Here is a 16,442-nt window from a genome sequence, read left to right on the forward strand (position 1 = left end):
ATAAGTTTTGTTTCTTAATAAACGAACGCAGAAAGGGCGGGGAGCTGGGGAGCACAGTGGGGGTGGGCGCATTTGCAGGGGGATTTAGAAATACTTAGAGCCTTGAAATTTGCGTTGTTATAAAAAAGTCAACTGTCTGAGCGCAGCGAGTTTTGACTTTTTTATAACGCTTTTAGCAAATTCCAAGGCTCTTAGTATTTCTTATCCCCCGAAACAGCATCCCCCAGCACCAGAAAGTGCGCGGGCCGTCCGTTTTTACATTCTATATTTCGCTTTCTTCTCCCGTGTCCGCAGTGCACTGCCAGCCTTCGCCGGTCTGTACAGCAGCATACAGGTTCCCGCATTCATAACAAGCGCACAGCACACATCCGATACGGAGTGCTGTTTTAAAAACATGGTCGAAAGCACAATCAGCACCGTCAGACCCAGGCAGACGTTTCGGAATACCGGGCGGTTTTTGAGCTGCTCGCTGTGTTCTACGGCAACAGCTACGGCTACGGAATTATATACGTGAATACTTGGGAATATGTTGGTCGGTGTGTCTGTCAGGTAAAGGCCTCTGACCAGATCCGTGAAAATGTTCTCCCGTGGGAATACCGTCGGGCGCAGGTTCTGGCCGTTCGGGTACAGATAGGAAATCACGAGGAACGCCGTCATTCCGATTCCCAGGTTGATAATCAGCTGATAATATTCTCTGCGGTTCTTGTTGCAGAGGCCGAAATAAAGGACTGACCATGCAATATATCCAAACCACATAAAATAAGGAATCACAAAAAACTCACAGAACGGAATCATATCATCAAACGGAGTATGAATCAGATGATAACCTTTCGTAATGTGCGTTTCCAGATATTGAAAACATTCCAGATAGAAAATACCATAAACCACTACCGGAAGAAAATGCTTATATTTTTTTATTGTCTTCATAGTTTCCCTCCACTTTTCTGACGAGGTTTTTCTCTTCAACCTGCTGAAATTATAGCACACCGAAAACCGAAGTCAATAAGCTTTATTATTTTTTAAGAAACAATTCATCGCTTTCTAACCTGTTCTTTTCTTTTTTTACAATAACCTTCTGCGCCTGCATTTTTCCGCTTCGGTGATGCCGTTTCGGTTTCTGAAAGCCGTCCTTGGGATGGAAATGTTCAAAGATCGCCGCGTCGAATTTTTTCCGTGTCCGATTATATACATGCTCATCTTTTACCGTCCATGCAAATGCCGGTGTCCGAAACAGCATACGGTCAATCAGGAAGCCCGGGCAGTCGGCGTAGCGGTGGTCGTAGGCGATAAAATCCGGTTTTCCGATAAAATTCAGCATCAGATGACGCGCCATTACCCGCAGGATCAGATGCACCTTGTCATCCTTTGAAAAGCGGCCGGAAAGCTGGCCGCGCAACGTCTGCGGCATGTGGCGGCGGCACCAGCGGAGAGCCAGGCTGTTGAAGGATTCCATGCAGAACATGCCGGTGTACCCCTCCATCTCCTTCTGAAATCCCGCACAGACCGCCGTGGAAAGTCCCGGCATCTTGATTTCGATTAAAAGCGGCACGCGGCCGTCTACCGTCTGCAGTACCTCACGAAGCAGCGGAATCTTTTCCGTGCTGTCGCCCAGATGGAACTGCTGGAGTTCCTCATACGTATAATCGCTGATTTTTCCCTCGTTTCCACACATCCGCTTCATCGTGTCGTCGTGGAACACCACAATCCGGCCATCCTTTGTGATCTGAATATCCAGCTCGATGGCATATCCCTGCTCCGCCGCGCGGGCAAAAGCCGGAAGAGAATTCTCCGGGATTCCCTCCGCCGCGTTCCACAGACCGCGGTGCGCATAATTCCATTCCGCAAATTTCAGACATTCCTGCCGTCTCGATGTAGCCGGCAGAATGGAAAAGAAATAACCTGCTGCCAGGACGGCAAGCACTGCAAAAAATATGATCCAGAACATCATCTTTCCATCCCTTCTTTCACCCAGTCGCCCAAAAGGCGGAGACGCTCCGTTTCCAGTCCGATCCTTTCCTCCGTGCGGTGTCCGCCCGATTCTCCGTCCAGGTGGACCGGTTCCGCACGGTCTGTCTGAAAGGAAAGGCTGCTGCACCGCTCCATATGTACCTCAGGAAATCCCGTGTGGCGTCCAAACAGCGCCATCGGCAGAAGATAGCTGACTTTCCATTTGGCAAGATTGGAAACCACCATCACGTCGAGCAGATCATCTGTCCCGTCCGCCTCCGGGCAGAAGCGGAAGCCGCCGCCTTCGTACGGAAAATTCATTGCCACTGCAAAAAGAACATTTTCAAACGAACGGTGTTCTCCGTTTTCCAGCGCTGCATCCAGTGTGAACGGTTCGAGATAAAAGAGCTGCCGCAGTGCAATCATCACATACGTAAGTTTTCCCAGATGCAGCCGGTTCAGCGTATTCTTGATTTTTGATGCCAGCGCCTCGTGGCAGATGCCTGCATCAAAACCGATGCCGGTGCTGACGAGAAATCTCCGCTTTTGGCTGCCAAGAAGCGCCGTTCCAATGTTGATCTCCTTTTCCTCCCCTTTCAGCACAGCTTCCAGCGCCTGCAGCGGATCGGAGGGAATTCCGGCACCGCGCGCAAAATCGTTGCCGCTTCCCGTTGGAATATAACCGAACTTTACATCCGACAGGCTGGTGATTCCATCGACCGCCTCATTCGCCGTACCGTCTCCGCCGATCACCAGAAGGACATCATCGGGATTCCATACCCCTTTCGCGGTCAGCCGTGCTGCCGTCTCCCGTGCGCTTCCGTGATACTTTGTCGGATATACACGAAATTCCGTCCTGCGCCGCTCAAGCTCGCCTTCCATCACCGGCCACAGCTTCTCGCCGCGCCCCGACCGCGATTTTTTATTTACTATAATATGATACCTCAAAGTCATACCTTCCTTTTTCTTCTGTAAAAACCACTTCAAATCACCTGAATCATATTCTTACGCAGCGAAACAGCAAGTGTTTCACTGCTGAGTGAACAGTAACCAAATCAGCCATATTGTAGCAGTTTTCCCCGCAAACCACAACTATCTTCACAAAATCTTAACTTGTTGCCGCCGTAAAAATTCCCGCACCCCTGTCTTTTCTTTCTTGACAGACCTTTTTGTTCTGCTAAAATAAAAAGTACCGCGGTTTCGTCCGCAGAACGTCACTCATTTCTGAGGAGGTTTTTATGAATTTTTACGATATGACACGCGCAGGGAGGATGATACGATGAAGCTCTCCCCCGCATTTCTCGCGTATAAACTAAGCAGCGCTTTTTCGGTTCTTGCACCGGAAAACCTGCCGCTCTCCGGCACACTGGAACTGCCTGTTCTTTATCAGACAGGCTCCGCAGCCACTGCGCACCGGGTCTTTCTCTGCACAGAAGAACAGATCGGCTCTCTTTCCTCCCTCCCGGAAGAAAGCAGCTCCCTTTTTCTTCTCTGTACCGAAGAACTGCCGGAGGAACTTCCGGCTCCGGTTTCGATCGCCGTTAAGAGCAGCGTATCCGCTGTTTTTTCGTTCCTGCAGGAGCTTTTCTGGACGTACGATTCCTGGCAGAAGGAGCTGATGCAGGCACGGCTCGACGGAAAATCGATCCAGCATCTTTTAAATCTCTCCCTGCCTGTTTTTGCCCACCCGCTGATGGTGGTCGGCATGGATTTTTCCATCATCGCTGCAGCGTCCGAAGAACCTTCCTTTTTTCCCGAGAAGGTGTTTGGCTCCCTCGATGCAACGCGCCCGCTTCTGCTCTCCTTGACAGAAAGCAGCGAATACGCATCCGTCCGCGATCTCGATGGATGGTTCCGCTTTCCGGAACACGTCACGGGACTTGGCTCTCTTGGCGTCAACATCACGCAGCATGGTCAGAGCGCCTACCGCCTGCTGCTCCTCGACACGAAAAAGGATCTTTCTGATTCCGAAGGCTTTCTTCTTGAATTTCTTGCAGAAATGATCCATCACGCCTTCCTGCACAATGTGATGCAGAAAACCTCGCCGGCGCAGTCGCTTCACACCGTGCTGCTCCGTGCCCTCGACGACCGGATGGCCGACTATATTGCGGTCAGCCAGGCTCTCGATGCGCTCGGCTGGTATTCCCGCCACACCTACTGCTGCCTCTATCTGCAGCTCTCCGATATGGATCAGAAAAACCTGACGGCAAACTCGGTCTGCGCCTATCTGGAAAATATTCTGACCGGCTGCTCCGCGTTTCCGCACGGCGGCGGTATCGTTGCGTTCTTTAACCTCACGCTGTCCGATTTTTCCATGACCGATCTGATGGAACGCATGGTGCACTTTGTGGAGGACAGTTCCTTAAATGCCGGCTTTTCGCGCTGCATGAACGGCCACATGAATCTGCGCCGCCAGTATATCCAGTCAAAAATCGCCCTGCAGTTCGGTACGCGAAAATATCCCGACAAACGGATGCATCCGTTCAACGACATCTCGTTTGACTACATCCTCGATCAGGCAACAAAAAAGCTCCCAGGCTACATGCTGTGCCATGAGAGACTTCTCTTTCTGCAGGAGCACGACGACAGCGCCGGCAGTGACTATATGCGGACGCTCCGCTGCTATCTGGACAACCACTGCAATGTCGTCCAGACGGCGCGTGAGCTTTTTATCCACCGCAGTACCCTGCTCTACCGCCTGGAAAAGATCAAGGAAATTTTAGAATCCGATCTTTCCAGCCCGGATGAAATTCTGTATCTGATGCTTTCGTTCCGTTTTATCGACCTCGAGAACGAAGAAGAAAACCGTTCTGGATCTTCGCAGCCAGAAAAGCACAGATAAAACCAACCGCAATTCCCGCCAGGACATCGGTCGGGAAATGCACAAACAGATACAGTCTGGAAAATGCAATCAGGCAGGCCAGAATCAGTGCGGCAGCTCCTTCTTTTTTGTGCATCACAAAAATAGAGACTGCCGCCGCAAACGAGGCTGCCGAATGGCCCGATGGGAAGGAATAGTCCTTCGGAGCGGCAACCAGCAGCTTTACCTGCTCGTCAATCCAGCAAGGACGCGGGCGCGCTGCCAGCGGCTTTAACACCAGATTACATAAAATCAAATCTAAAATCAGCGCGATCGCCATTCTTACACCGCATTTCCGGTATTTCGGAAGGATTAAGAAAACGGCGGTCAGCGCAATCCAGATCCATCCCGCATTTCCAAGTGAAGTAATTCCCACCATCACCCGGTCGAGCACTGCATTGTGAAGATGCTGCAGTGCATATAAAATTGAAAAATCCATTCTTACCCCTCTCTGTAAAAAATGGGCATTTTTCTGCTGTACATCTGCTGATCGGCGGCCGCCTCGTACAGAAATTCCGCCAGGGCCTCTCTCGAGTATCCAGGCCGGAACTGGCTGCCGTCCAGCGAAATACTGCAGTTCTGCCCTACCTTTTTCACTTTCCCGTCTCTTCCCGGACACGTCCGCACCAGTGTCCAGTTCAGATCGCTCCGTGCCAGAACCTGTCCCATCTTCTGCATATCTTTATAGACACCTGGCCAGAAAATCTGCATGAATTTCGTACTCATTCTCTGGTATTTGTCCTCGCAGTCTCCAAACGCATGAATGCAGACATGGCCTACCGTCACAAACCGCGTTTTTCCAAGCTGCTTCATGGCCGAGAGAATCATCGCGTTTCCGTCAGCCAGCGGTGTCTCCTCTTCTTTTACATATTTCACACGCATCGGAGCCAGCACGCTGATGACTGCATCCGCTTCCAGCAGTGCCTCCAGCACGCGTTCCCGGTTCTGAAGGCTTCCCTCAATCACGGTCAGATTTTTTCTCGGCCAGATCGCTTTTGCATCCGGCACGTAGGCGGTCACCTGTGCGCCGTGAAGAAGCGCCGTGTTGGTCACATACTGTCCAAGCAGTCCCCCCAGACTGAATATTGTAATTCTCATGAAATCCTCACTCTCATCTGTGTGTCTTTTGTATCCTCCGCAGATTTTTTGACACACTTTCCTAATGTTATCTCCTATTCTAACACACCGGCCGTATACGATACAATGAAATAAAACTAAAAAAAGTATAACCTTTTTCGTCCTTTCTTCATATCGTAAGTAGAACCGTATTTTCAGGAGCTTTGATCTTATGCCCTATACTATCGTAATCGATGCCGGACACGGGGGAAGTGATCCGGGCGCTGTCTATGAGGGACGCAGGGAAAAGGATGACAATCTTTCCCTCGCCATGGCGGTCGGCGAGCTTCTTTCCCGGCAGGGTGTCTCTGTCATTTATACCCGCACAACCGATGTTTATCAGACGCCGTTTGAAAAGGCGCAGATGGCCAATCAGGCGGATGCCGACTTTTTTATTTCTTTTCACCGGAATTCTTCGGAGGAACCGAACCAGTATACCGGCGTGGAAACGCTTGTCTATGACAACTCTGGCATCAAACAGACAATGGCAGAAAACATTAACGGCGCGCTCTCGGAGCTGGGATTCCGGAATCTCGGAGTCAAGGCACGGCCAGGGCTTGTTGTTCTGCGGCGGACGAAAATGCCGGCTCTTCTGATTGAAACCGGCTTTCTGAACAATGAGCAGGACAATACGCTCTACGATGAAAAGCAGGAAGAAATCGCCCGCGCCATCGCGGATGCAGTGCTTGGAACGCTGGATCTCGAGACGGTCACGGAGGCTGACCGGCGTGCTGCGGAAACGGAAGCAGCCCGTGAAAACCGCTCCGATCGCCCGGACGATATACCGGACCCGACAGCCCGACGGGAGCCTCCGCGTCCTGCCGCTCCGCCCCGTCCCACGCCGCCGGAACAGGAAAATCCTTCCGACACACCGGAAACCTTCTACCGTGTCCAGACCGGCCTTTTCCGCATCCGCCAGAATGCCGACCGTATGCTTTACGACCTTCTCGACCAGGGCTATCCCGCTTTTCTTCTCGCCGAGGACGGCTTTTTCAAGGTCCAGGTCGGCGCTTACCGCCAGCTCGGAAATGCCATTCTGATGGAACGCCGCCTGCGCCGCGACGGCTATTCCACCCTGATTACCACCTGATCGTCTGACGCATCAGTCGAAAAAAGAGCGTGCCGGAATTTTGTTTTCCGACACGCTCTCGTTCTCCTTATAGCTTTTTCAGTTTTGCAAACGAAGCAAACATTTTCTTCGTACCAGCCTGGTCGAAGTTGACGGTAACTTCATAATCTCTTCCGCCGTCCACGATATCCGTGACAATGCCGACACCGAACTTGATATGGCGCACCGTATCCCCGATTTCGTAATCGAGTTTCGTCGCCTTCTGCGCGCTGAAGGTTTTCGCCTGTTGCGGCTTCTCGCGGAATGCCTGCTTCATCGCCGCATAGACACTGCCTCTCGTCGGAATGTCCATCTTCGGCTTCCGGTCTTCGATCTCCCCGCGCTCCCGCTCCAGGGAAATCAGCTCCCGCGGAATCTCTTTGACAAAACGGGACATCTTGTTGTACTGCACTTCGCCGCGGATCATTCTCTGGCGCGCACACGTCAATGTCAGATGCTGCATCGCACGCGTGATGCCCACGTAGCAGAGACGGCGCTCCTCCTCCAGCTCCGACGGATCATCTCCGGTGATCGTCATGTAGCTCGGGAAAATACCATCCTCCATGCCGGCAAGGAATACGTTCGGGAACTCCAGTCCTTTTGCGGAATGCAGTGTCATCAGCAGCACGTAATCGCTCTCCTCATCCACCGAGTCGATATCAGACACCAGCGCAACCTCCTGCAGAAAACCACCGAGAGATGGCTGTTCGGCGCTCTCCTCATAATCCGCAATCTTTGAAATCAGCTCGTCGATGTTCTCGATGCGGGCTGCCGCTTCTTCGGTTCCCTCCGCCTGCAGATCTGCTACATAGCCGGTCTCCTCGATGATTTCATTCAGCAGCTCTTTGACCGACAGATAATCTGCTTTCGCGCGGAGTACCTGTAAAAAGGACGTGAAGGATTTAATCTTATTTAAAGACCGCATCAGCCCCGGCACATACTCGGCCTCGAGAAGCGCATCGTAGAAACGGATGCCCTGCTCTGCCTCCCAGTCCTGCACTTTGTTGATCGTCGCCGCTCCGATACCGCGCCGCGGAACGTTGATGATACGCAGTACCGCAAGGTCATCCTCCGGGTTCTCGATCACACGCAGATACGCCAGCAGATCCTTGATCTCGCGTCTCGCATAGAAGTTGACACCGCCCACGATTTTATATGGAACATTTGCAAGCAGCAGTTTCTCCTCAAAAAGACGGGACTGTGCGTTGGTACGGTAGAGAATTGCATAATCACGGTACTTCTTTCCCTCCGTGCGGACGCCGCGCGTGATTTCTCCTGCCACGTACTCCGCCTCCTCAAAACCGCTCTGGAACTGCCGCAGATCGATGAGATCTCCCTCCGGGTTCTCTGTCCACAGGCGTTTTGCTTTTCGTCCCTGGTTATTCGCAATCACTTCATTTGCCGCATTCAGAATATTCTGCGTGGAACGGTAATTCTGCTCCAGTTTAATGACCTTCGCATCCGGGAAGACATGCTCAAAACTCAGAATATTTTCAATATTCGCCCCGCGGAATTTATAGATCGACTGGTCATCATCGCCGACAACGCAGAGATTGCGGTATTTTGCCGCCAGAAGGCTCACAAAGCGGAACTGAACCGTGTTGGTATCCTGATACTCATCGACCATGATATAGCGGAACTGCTCCTGATAATAGTCGAGCACTTCTGGGAACTGCTGGAATAATTTTACGGTCTGTACCAGCAGATCATCGAAGTCCATCGCATTGTTTTTCTTTAACTCTGCCTGATACTCCGCATAAACTGCCGCATACTTCTGCAGCTTCCAGTCGATTCCCGCGTCAATCCGGTACTGGTCCGGCTCGATCATCTCATCCTTTGCGGACGAAATTGCCGCCATGATCGCACGGTCGCGGTACAGTTTCGGATCCATCTGGAGCCGTTTCATGATGTCCTTGATCAGCGATTTCTGGTCATCGGTATCGTAAATTGCAAAATTGTTGGCGTATCCCAGACGGTCAGCATGGCGGCGCAGAATCCGCACGCAGCTGGAATGGAAGGTGCTGACCCAGATCCGCTCCGATCCGTATCCCACGATTTTATCGACACGTTCACGCATTTCTCCGGCGGCCTTGTTCGTAAAGGTGATCGCCATAATATTCCACGGATTGACGCCTTTGTCCCGGATCAGGGAGGCGATGCGGTGTGTCAGTACCCTCGTCTTTCCCGAACCGGCACCTGCAAGGATCAGAAGCGGCCCTTCGGTGTGCTCCACAGCTTCCATCTGCATTGGGTTTAATCCTGTTTCTGTCTGATTCATATTCTTTCTCCTCATCTGCTTCGAATCTTTTCACATGCATCTCAGTATATAACAAATCCGCCCCGGTTACAAGTAAGAACGAACATACGTTGCATTTTTATCATGGAAACTTTTTTTCGCAAAGTCCTTGCTATCTGGTATTGAAAACTATATAATGGGAACAGTGAGGTGATAACAAATGACGATAGACTCAGATAAAATTCTTCATGATTTACTGAATTCACTGGATTCTCTCGAAGGCATCCGCCCGGGGGAAATCCCGAATATTGCTTTATATATGGACCAGGTCACGACCTTTATGGACGCACAGCTCGCTTCTTCGCGCCGCTTCGAGTCCGATAAGGTTCTGACAAAAACAATGATCAACAACTATGCAAAAAACAAGCTGCTCCCGCCGCCGGTCAAAAAGAAATATTCGCCGGAGCACATGATGCTTCTGGTTTTTATTTACTACTTTAAAAACATCCTCTCGATCACGGATATCCAGACACTGCTCGCCCCGATCACCGCTCGGTATTTCGGCACGGAGAGCGGCTTTTCCATCAAAGATATCTACGACGAAATTTTCCAGATGGAAAAAGAAGAAATTGCATCCGTAAAAGAAGATCTTCTGAAAAAAGCGGATGTATCCAAGTCCATGTTCGGCAGCTCACCGGAGGAGGACCGGGAATTTCTCCAGCTCTTTTCGTTTATCTGTCTGCTGAGTTTCGATGTCTATCTGAAAAAACAGATGATCGAGCACATGGTGGATGAACTGGCATCCCTCGCGGCGCCTTCTGATCCGAAAAAGAAAAATTAAGAACAAACGTGTAATTAAAAAAAGACGGCTGCGTTGGAATCGCACCGTCTTTTTTGATTTTACACATTTTCTTTCTTTTCCATCCGTTCAAACACCATCTCATACCCGTCGTTTCCATAGCTTAAGGAACGGTTCACGCGGCTGATCGTCGCCGTGGATGCTCCCGTCTTTTCGGAGATTTCCAGATACGTTCTCTTCTCCCGCAGCATTTTCGCCACTTCAAACCGCTGCGACAGCGAAAGCAGTTCATTGATGGTGCATACATCCTCAAAAAAAGTATAGCATTCTTCCTTATTCTTCAGACACAGAATTGCCTCAAAAAGCTGGTCTACTGCTTCTGTATGAAGTTTCTTGTTCATTTCAAACCCTCCTGTACGAAAATTAAGTCCCCATCTCATTCTTATAACTCGGAATACTACCATTTTAGCACAGTAAAGTGTGAAATACAAGTCCTTTTATCCCTGCATCAGCAAAGCCTGTACTATCGACTCCCGCTGTCTGCGGTAATCGCTCGGCGAACATGCCTTTACCGTCTTGAAGGTACGGTTGAAGGCACTTAAAGAAGAGAATCCGGAATTCATCGCCACATCCGTGATACTCATCTTTTTGTCGTACAGAAGCTCCTCTGCGCGTTTGACGCGTTTAGAATTGAGGTACTCATAGAATGTCATGTTCATGTACTGCTTGAAAATTCTGGTAAAGTGGAACTTGGAAAATCCGCTGACCGCAGCTACTTCCTCGAGAGAAAGATTCTCCATGTAATGGACATTGATATAACGGCAGGCGCTTAAAACAGCCTCGATATATTCCTGCTGCTTCATTGCCCCGAACGTATTCTGCGCGTTGGCATCCGAAAAGCCCTTGCGGCCAAACTCTGAAAAAAGCTCTTTGAGGCCGGTGCAGATTCCGTGCGTCATCACTGCGCCCTGATTATCGTATTCCCGCACCAGTTCCAGAATCTGGCTGCGCAGAAACAGATAGAAGGGATCTTCCTCATCCTCTTTTTTGAAGTAGATGGCCGGAAGCCGCAGGAAAATCGTTTCCATTTCTTCCTGATTCTCCACACAGCCCGGTTCCACCAGCATGACAATCCGTTCTCCCTGGGATACGAATCTCATTCCGTGTACAACGCCGGAATTGATCATGATGATGTCGCCCTCTTTGAGATTATAGCTGTCTTTTCCGACAACAACCTCATATTCGCCTCTGGTCGGCATGATAATTTCAATTGCGGTATGCCAGTGCTCCGGATAGCCTTCTGTCACGGTGTTGTGAAAGATTTCAAACGCCGGCGGGTTTGCTGCATTCCGGTCAAATGTTTTCCCATGTTCCACTTTCTTCATCTTATTTCTTACCTCTTTTTATTACAGCAGCTCTGTAAACAGATCTTTTACAGTCGGATAAATCTTTGCAAATTTCTGATACTGGCGCTCATATTTCTCAACCAGTTCCGGTTCCGGCTCGATGGTCTCTGTCACACGAACAATTTTTTCTGCCGCCTCTTCTACGGATGAAAAGACACCGCAGGCAACGGCTGCCAGCATGGCTCCGCCAAGTGCCGGGCCTTCCTCAGACTCAATACGGTCCACTTTGATGTTCAGCACGTTTGCGATCATGCGTCTCCACAGAGGGCTCTTTGCACCGCCTCCGCAGATTTTCGTTCTCTCGATCTGGATGCCGAGGGATTTTGCTACCTCAAAGGAATCGCGGATCGCAAAGGCAACGCCCTCGAGAACAGCCTGGGTCATATCCTCTCTTGTGGTATCCATGGTCAGGCCGATGAAGGTTCCTCTTGCATCCGGGTTGTTGTGCGGGGAACGCTCGCCCATCAGATACGGCAGGAAGAAGACATTATTCTCACCAAGCTTTGTGATGTTCTCCTGCTCTTTTGTATATTCTTTTGTGCGGATGATTTCATCCATCCACCATTTGTTGCAGGAAGCTGCGCTCAGCATGCACCCCATCAGGTGATAGTGGCCGTCTGCGTGTGCGAATGCGTGCAGGGCATTGTGGCTGTCTACGCCGAATTTGTTGCTGGAAATGAATACGGTTCCGCTTGTACCAAGGGAAACGTTGCACATGCCGTCGCCTACGGTTCCGGTTCCGACTGCGGCTGCTGCGTTGTCTCCGGCTCCTGCTACAACTTTACAGGTCTCCGGCAGTCCAAGTTCTGCTGCTACTTCCGGTTTTAAGGTTCCGACAGCGTCAAAGCTCTCATGGAGCTCCGGCAGCATCTCCAGGGAAATACCGCAGATTTCTGCCATCTCTTTGGACCAGCATTTGTTTTTGACATCCATCAGAAGCATGCCCGATGCATCGGAGTAGTCGCTTACGAATGCGCCGGAGAGACGGTATGCCAGGTAATCTTTTGGAAGCATGATTTTGCAGATTTTTGCGAAGTTATCCGGCTCATTTTCTTTCACCCAGAGAATCTTCGGTGCGGTAAAGCCTGCAAATGCAATGTTTGCGGTGTACTCGGAGAGTTTTTCTTTTCCGATTACGGTGTTTAGATAATCGGTCTGTTTTGCGGTACGGCCGTCGTTCCAGAGGATCGCCGGGCGGATGACGTTATCGTTCTCATCCAGGATGACAAGGCCATGCATCTGGCCGCCGAAGCTGATGCCGGCTACCTGGGATTTGTCTACGTCTTTTACCAGCTCGCGGATTCCCTCTTTGCTCTGCTCCCACCAGTCTTCCGGTTTCTGCTCAGACCAGCCTGGATGCGGGAAATACAGCGGATACTCTCTCGATACAATATTTACAATTTTGCCTTCCTCGTCCATCAGAAGCAGTTTGACAGCGGAAGTACCAAGGTCAACACCAATAAAATACATGTCGAATCTCCTTTTTCTACTCTTTTTCAAAAAGGGCGGCAGCAGACCTAGATCTCTGCTCCGCCCTTTTGCTTATGCGTTACTGCATATCTTTCTTATTTTTCAGTGAATCTTCCGGAACGGATCAGCCCCACGGATTCTCTGTCGGGTAACGAACACCCTTCGGCTGATTGTAGCCGATCTCATCTACTTCAACACCGAGCATTTTGAATACTTCGAATAACGGTTTTCCGAAGTGTCCGAATGCTACTGCGCCGTGATGCGGATAGTTTTTCTCTACCAGTACGTGACGGTAGAATCTGCCCATCTCCGGAATAGCGAAGATACCGATGCTTCCGAAGGAACGTGTTGCTACAGGAAGAACCTCGCCCTCTGCGATGTATCCGCGCAGTTTTGCGTCAGATGTGCTCTGCAGACGATAGAAGGTGATGTCTCCAGGAACGATATCTCCCTCGAGGGTACCCTGTGTTACTTCTTCCGGAAGGGTTCTTGCCATGATCATCTGATATTTCATGGAGCAGAATGCCAGTTTGGTGGAAGCGGTATTTCCGCAGTGGAATCCCATGAAGGTATCTTTTAAGGTGTAATCAAATTTGCCTTTGATTTCGCTCTCATACATATCCTTCGGAACGGTGTTGTTGATGTCGAGGAGTGTTACGGTATCTTTGGATACAACGGTTCCGATGAACTCGGACAGTGTTCCGTAGATATCTACCTCACAGGATACCGGGATGCCCATCTTGGTCAGACGGCTGTTGACATAGCAAGGAACGAATCCGAACTGTGTCTGGAATGCCGGCCAGCATTTTCCGGTCAGGGTTACGTATTTTCTGGAGCCTTTGTGCGCTTCGATCCAGTCTAACAGGGTGATCTCGTACTGAGCCAGTTTCGGCAGGATTTCCGGTTTCAGGTTTCCTTCGCCGAGCTCTTTTGCCATATCTTCTACGACTGCCGGGATTCTCTCGTCGCCTGCGTGTTTGTTGAATGCTTCAAACAGGTCAAGCTCGGAGTTCTCTTCGATTTCTACGCCGAGGTTGTACAGCTGTTTGATCGGTGCGTTACATGCCAGGAAGTTGGTCGGACGCGGTCCGAAGCTGATGATTTTCAGGTTCTTAACAGCTACAACTGCAGTTGCAACCGGTACGAAATCTTTGATCATGGCTGCTACGTCTTCTGCATCGCCAACCGGGTACTCCGGAATGTATGCATGCAGGTTGCGCAGTTTCAGGTTGTAGCTTGCGTTCAGAACGCCGCAGTATGCATCGCCGCGTCCGCCTACAAGGTCGTCGCCGGTCTCTTCTGCTGCTGCTACTACCATGCAAGGTCCGTCGAAGTATTTTACAAGCAGGGTTTCCTCGATCTCCGGTCCGAAGTTTCCAAGGTATACAACAAGTGCATCACACTCTGCTTTTTTCAGGTCTTCGAGTGCGTTCATCATGTCGATTTCATTCTCGACGATGATTGGACATTCGTAGATTTCTCCGTCGTATGCTTTTACGACTGCTTTTCTTCTGTTCTCGGAAAGGCTGTTCGGGAAGCAGTCACGGCTTACTGCAACGATACCTAATTTGATTTCCGGTGTATTGTTGATCATTTTTGAAGATCCTCCTTTTTGGGTTTTCTTGGTTTTTGGTTTCTTTTTATGTTCAGAACTGCTCTTTTAAAGGCAGTGTTTCTGATTTCTGGTTTTGTCTCCGGGTTTATTTTACCGAGAGGTTTTCTCCTTTGATGCCTGCTACGCTTCCGGCGATGTTTGCATCCGGGTGGCTTAAGAGCCATTTGTTTCTGGCGAAGAGCAGGTCGTCTTCCGGGGTGTGTTTTTCTTCCAGGGTGATGTCGGTATTGGTTCCTTTTGGAAGGACTACGACGCATTTGAAGCCGCTGGCTGCCACGTTGCATGGTGCGTAGTGGAGGGTGGTTGCATAGACTTCAATGGTGGTTCCGGCCGGGATTAAGAAGGCCTCCATTTTGGATGAGTCGTAGGTGTGGTCTTCGGTGATGTCCTGTTCTTTTCCGAGGATCAGGATCAGGTCGGTTACGGCGATGTTGATTTCGCTGTCGCGGTGGTATTCTACGGCGTTCAGCAGGTGGTTGTGGCCGTTGCAGTAGCCGATCTGGATCGGCATGCCGCCGTAGAGGCTGTCGGATACGGACTGGGCGCTTTTGCAGGCTTCGAGGCTTTCAATGGAAGGCTCGTAGACTACGTCATCGGGACATGGGGTCTCGGACATGGCGGTGATGATGTCGCTGGCGTCGAGGTCTTTGATGACTTTGCCGTACTGGCGGAATGCTTCGTCTGTTACTTTCAGAATCTGCATTGGGTGGTGCTCCTTTCGTGGAATTAGTTTAATGATTGAACTAATTGTAATATAGCACTTGTATGTACTTGTTGTCAACATGTATTTGTGTGAAATAACGGACGGGCGGGGGCGGCGGCTGCGAAGGCTCCTCACTCCGTTGAGGGGACAGCCTCACAGTCGCAAGGAGTCCTTTCGCAGCCGTCGCCCCCGCCCTGATGTTCTAAGACGGAAGGATGGGAAATGTGTGGGTTGACAAATAGGGGAGAGGTGGGTATACTTTAATACGATAAAATAATAAAGACGCTAGGGGAGCCTTTTGGCTGAGAACGTGGGAAAAAGATGATTACTCACGGACCCTCACTACCTGAACGGGATAATTCCTGCGTAGGGAAGCTGGAACGTGGTTTCGGATGTGATTCGGGACTGTGTTTTTATGTGAGCCCCTCCAAGCGGAATGCGAAGGAGGTTTTTTTTATGAGTTTTTTTGTTACTGCTGACGGCGGGCTGACGACGGCCGGTTATGTTGGATGTGTGGTGCTGATGGTGGCGCTGGTGGTGATTGCTTCGGTTCTCTCTTCTAAGAAGAGCAAAGGAAAGCCGATGGATGCCAGAAAGCTGGCTTTCTGTGCAATGGGTATTGCGCTGGCGTTTGTGACTTCGTATGTGAAGGTGTTTGAGCTGCCGTACGGCGGATCGGTTACGTTGTTTTCGATGCTGTTTATTGTGCTGATCGCGAACTGGTATGGGGCGAAGACGGGTATTCTTGTTGGTTTTGCTTATGGTCTGCTGCAGTTTATCCAGGGGCCGTATGTGCTTTCTCTGTTCCAGGTGTGCTGTGATTATGTGTTTGCGTTTGCGGCGCTGGGTGTAGCCGGATTCTTTGGAAAGAAGAAAAACGGGCTGCTGATCGGGTATATTGTGGCTGTGCTGGCGAGGGGATTTTTCCATACGTTAGGCGGATATCTGTACTGGATGGATTATATGCCGGAGAATTTCCCGCAGTCTTTGAAGGCGCTGTATCCGATTATTTACAACTACAGCTATCTGCTGGCTGAAGGTGTGCTGACTGTGATTCTGATTTCGCTGCCGCCGGTGAAAAAGGCACTGCAGACGGTTTCCAGAACGGCACATGGAGACAATTAAATAGAATTACGTAAAAAAATCCGGAACGCATGATTTTGCGTTTCCGGATTTTTTATT

15 protein-coding genes and 1 riboswitch are annotated in these 16,442 nt (G+C 50.4%); of the genes, 4 read left to right on the top strand and 11 right to left on the bottom strand.

Going from position 1 to position 16,442, the window contains the following annotated elements:
* Positions 1-255: 255 nt before the first annotated feature.
* From ACY2VW_RS05735 to ACY2VW_RS05745, 3 genes are all read right to left on the bottom strand, one after another.
* Positions 256-927, bottom strand: a complete 672-nt coding sequence (locus ACY2VW_RS05735) for a phosphatase PAP2 family protein (protein WP_461874520.1) — start codon at positions 925-927, stop codon at positions 256-258.
* An 85-nt stretch (positions 928-1,012) separates the two neighbouring features.
* Positions 1,013-1,948 carry a glycerophosphodiester phosphodiesterase family protein gene (locus ACY2VW_RS05740; protein WP_461877375.1) on the bottom strand — a complete coding sequence of 312 codons (936 nt, stop codon included), beginning with the start codon at positions 1,946-1,948 and terminating at the stop codon, positions 1,013-1,015.
* Positions 1,945-2,895: a diacylglycerol/lipid kinase family protein gene (locus ACY2VW_RS05745; RefSeq protein WP_461877377.1), complete on the bottom strand. Its 951-nt coding sequence runs from the start codon at positions 2,893-2,895 to the stop codon at positions 1,945-1,947. Before ACY2VW_RS05745 ends, ACY2VW_RS05740 begins: the two co-directional genes overlap by 4 nt.
* A gap of 331 nt (positions 2,896-3,226) precedes the next feature.
* Here ACY2VW_RS05745 and ACY2VW_RS05750 point away from each other — a divergent pair, with 331 nt between their 5' ends.
* Complete coding sequence (locus tag ACY2VW_RS05750; protein ID WP_461877379.1) at positions 3,227-4,789, top strand: PucR family transcriptional regulator; 1,563 nt, start codon at positions 3,227-3,229, stop codon at positions 4,787-4,789.
* Here ACY2VW_RS05750 and ACY2VW_RS05755 read toward each other — a convergent pair.
* Both ACY2VW_RS05755 and ACY2VW_RS05760 read right to left on the bottom strand, forming a co-directional pair.
* On the bottom strand, positions 4,725-5,246 hold the full coding sequence (locus ACY2VW_RS05755; RefSeq protein WP_055268201.1) for a phosphatase PAP2 family protein: 522 nt from the start codon (positions 5,244-5,246) through the stop codon (positions 4,725-4,727). The two genes, ACY2VW_RS05750 and ACY2VW_RS05755, sit on opposite strands and share 65 nt — an antisense overlap.
* 2 nt (positions 5,247-5,248) lie before the next feature.
* The gene (locus tag ACY2VW_RS05760; protein WP_461874516.1) at positions 5,249-5,905 is read right to left on the bottom strand and encodes an NAD(P)-dependent oxidoreductase; all 657 of its coding nucleotides are present in this window, start codon (positions 5,903-5,905) and stop codon (positions 5,249-5,251) included.
* 190 nt (positions 5,906-6,095) lie between these two features.
* Between ACY2VW_RS05760 and ACY2VW_RS05765 the strand changes: the two genes are divergently transcribed.
* Entirely contained in the window at positions 6,096-7,013 is a 918-nt protein-coding gene (locus ACY2VW_RS05765) for an N-acetylmuramoyl-L-alanine amidase (protein WP_461877380.1), read from the top strand.
* 67 nt (positions 7,014-7,080) lie between these two features.
* Here the strand turns inward: ACY2VW_RS05765 and pcrA are convergent, their stop codons facing one another.
* Positions 7,081-9,309, bottom strand: a complete 2,229-nt coding sequence (gene pcrA / locus ACY2VW_RS05770) for a DNA helicase PcrA (protein ID WP_461877382.1) — start codon at positions 9,307-9,309, stop codon at positions 7,081-7,083.
* Between the two features lie 178 nt (positions 9,310-9,487).
* Here pcrA and ACY2VW_RS05775 point away from each other — a divergent pair, with 178 nt between their 5' ends.
* Positions 9,488-10,108, top strand: a complete 621-nt coding sequence (locus ACY2VW_RS05775; protein ID WP_461877383.1) for a DUF1836 domain-containing protein — start codon at positions 9,488-9,490, stop codon at positions 10,106-10,108.
* A 59-nt stretch (positions 10,109-10,167) separates the two neighbouring features.
* Here ACY2VW_RS05775 and ACY2VW_RS05780 read toward each other — a convergent pair whose 3' ends face one another.
* The 5 genes from ACY2VW_RS05780 to ACY2VW_RS05800 all read right to left on the bottom strand — a co-directional run bounded on the left by ACY2VW_RS05780 (position 10,168) and on the right by ACY2VW_RS05800 (position 15,260).
* Complete coding sequence (locus ACY2VW_RS05780) at positions 10,168-10,467, bottom strand: YerC/YecD family TrpR-related protein (protein WP_461874513.1); 300 nt, start codon at positions 10,465-10,467, stop codon at positions 10,168-10,170.
* Positions 10,468-10,563: 96 nt separating this feature from the next.
* On the bottom strand, positions 10,564-11,451 hold the full coding sequence (locus ACY2VW_RS05785; RefSeq protein WP_461877384.1) for a helix-turn-helix domain-containing protein: 888 nt from the start codon (positions 11,449-11,451) through the stop codon (positions 10,564-10,566).
* 21 nt (positions 11,452-11,472) lie between these two features.
* Positions 11,473-12,942, bottom strand: coding sequence for a xylulokinase (gene xylB / locus ACY2VW_RS05790; RefSeq protein WP_117510258.1), 1,470 nt, complete (start codon positions 12,940-12,942; stop codon positions 11,473-11,475).
* A 124-nt stretch (positions 12,943-13,066) separates the two neighbouring features.
* The gene (locus ACY2VW_RS05795; RefSeq protein WP_461877396.1) at positions 13,067-14,533 is read right to left on the bottom strand and encodes an L-fucose/L-arabinose isomerase family protein; all 1,467 of its coding nucleotides are present in this window, start codon (positions 14,531-14,533) and stop codon (positions 13,067-13,069) included.
* 109 nt (positions 14,534-14,642) lie between these two features.
* Entirely contained in the window at positions 14,643-15,260 is a 618-nt protein-coding gene (locus ACY2VW_RS05800) for a DUF4867 family protein (RefSeq protein WP_461874511.1), read from the bottom strand.
* Between the two features lie 277 nt (positions 15,261-15,537).
* Positions 15,538-15,650, top strand: a riboswitch (TPP riboswitch).
* Positions 15,651-15,716: 66 nt separating this feature from the next.
* Here ACY2VW_RS05800 and ACY2VW_RS05805 point away from each other — a divergent pair.
* Positions 15,717-16,385 (top strand): energy-coupled thiamine transporter ThiT, encoded by a 669-nt coding sequence (locus ACY2VW_RS05805; protein ID WP_461877386.1) that lies wholly within the window; start codon positions 15,717-15,719, stop codon positions 16,383-16,385.
* Positions 16,386-16,442: the final 57 nt, after the last annotated feature.

This window comes from Fusicatenibacter sp. (genome assembly GCF_977045365.1).

What these genes read in the sequence shown, in the direction of transcription:
- ACY2VW_RS05805 (WP_461877386.1), top strand. Translation starts at nt 15,717, where the DNA reads ATGAGTTTTTTTGTTACTGCTGACGGCGGGCTGACGACGGCCGGTTAT.
- ACY2VW_RS05760 (WP_461874516.1), bottom strand. Translation starts at nt 5,905, where the DNA reads ATGAGAATTACAATATTCAGTCTGGGGGGACTGCTTGGACAGTATGTG.
- ACY2VW_RS05775 (WP_461877383.1), top strand. Translation starts at nt 9,488, where the DNA reads ATGACGATAGACTCAGATAAAATTCTTCATGATTTACTGAATTCACTG.
- xylB (WP_117510258.1), bottom strand. Translation starts at nt 12,942, where the DNA reads ATGTATTTTATTGGTGTTGACCTTGGTACTTCCGCTGTCAAACTGCTT.
- ACY2VW_RS05780 (WP_461874513.1), bottom strand. Translation starts at nt 10,467, where the DNA reads ATGAACAAGAAACTTCATACAGAAGCAGTAGACCAGCTTTTTGAGGCA.
- pcrA (WP_461877382.1), bottom strand. Translation starts at nt 9,309, where the DNA reads ATGAATCAGACAGAAACAGGATTAAACCCAATGCAGATGGAAGCTGTG.
- ACY2VW_RS05755 (WP_055268201.1), bottom strand. Translation starts at nt 5,246, where the DNA reads ATGGATTTTTCAATTTTATATGCACTGCAGCATCTTCACAATGCAGTG.
- ACY2VW_RS05735 (WP_461874520.1), bottom strand. Translation starts at nt 927, where the DNA reads ATGAAGACAATAAAAAAATATAAGCATTTTCTTCCGGTAGTGGTTTAT.
- ACY2VW_RS05750 (WP_461877379.1), top strand. Translation starts at nt 3,227, where the DNA reads ATGAAGCTCTCCCCCGCATTTCTCGCGTATAAACTAAGCAGCGCTTTT.
- ACY2VW_RS05740 (WP_461877375.1), bottom strand. Translation starts at nt 1,948, where the DNA reads ATGATGTTCTGGATCATATTTTTTGCAGTGCTTGCCGTCCTGGCAGCA.
- ACY2VW_RS05765 (WP_461877380.1), top strand. Translation starts at nt 6,096, where the DNA reads ATGCCCTATACTATCGTAATCGATGCCGGACACGGGGGAAGTGATCCG.
- ACY2VW_RS05785 (WP_461877384.1), bottom strand. Translation starts at nt 11,451, where the DNA reads ATGAAGAAAGTGGAACATGGGAAAACATTTGACCGGAATGCAGCAAAC.
- ACY2VW_RS05800 (WP_461874511.1), bottom strand. Translation starts at nt 15,260, where the DNA reads ATGCAGATTCTGAAAGTAACAGACGAAGCATTCCGCCAGTACGGCAAA.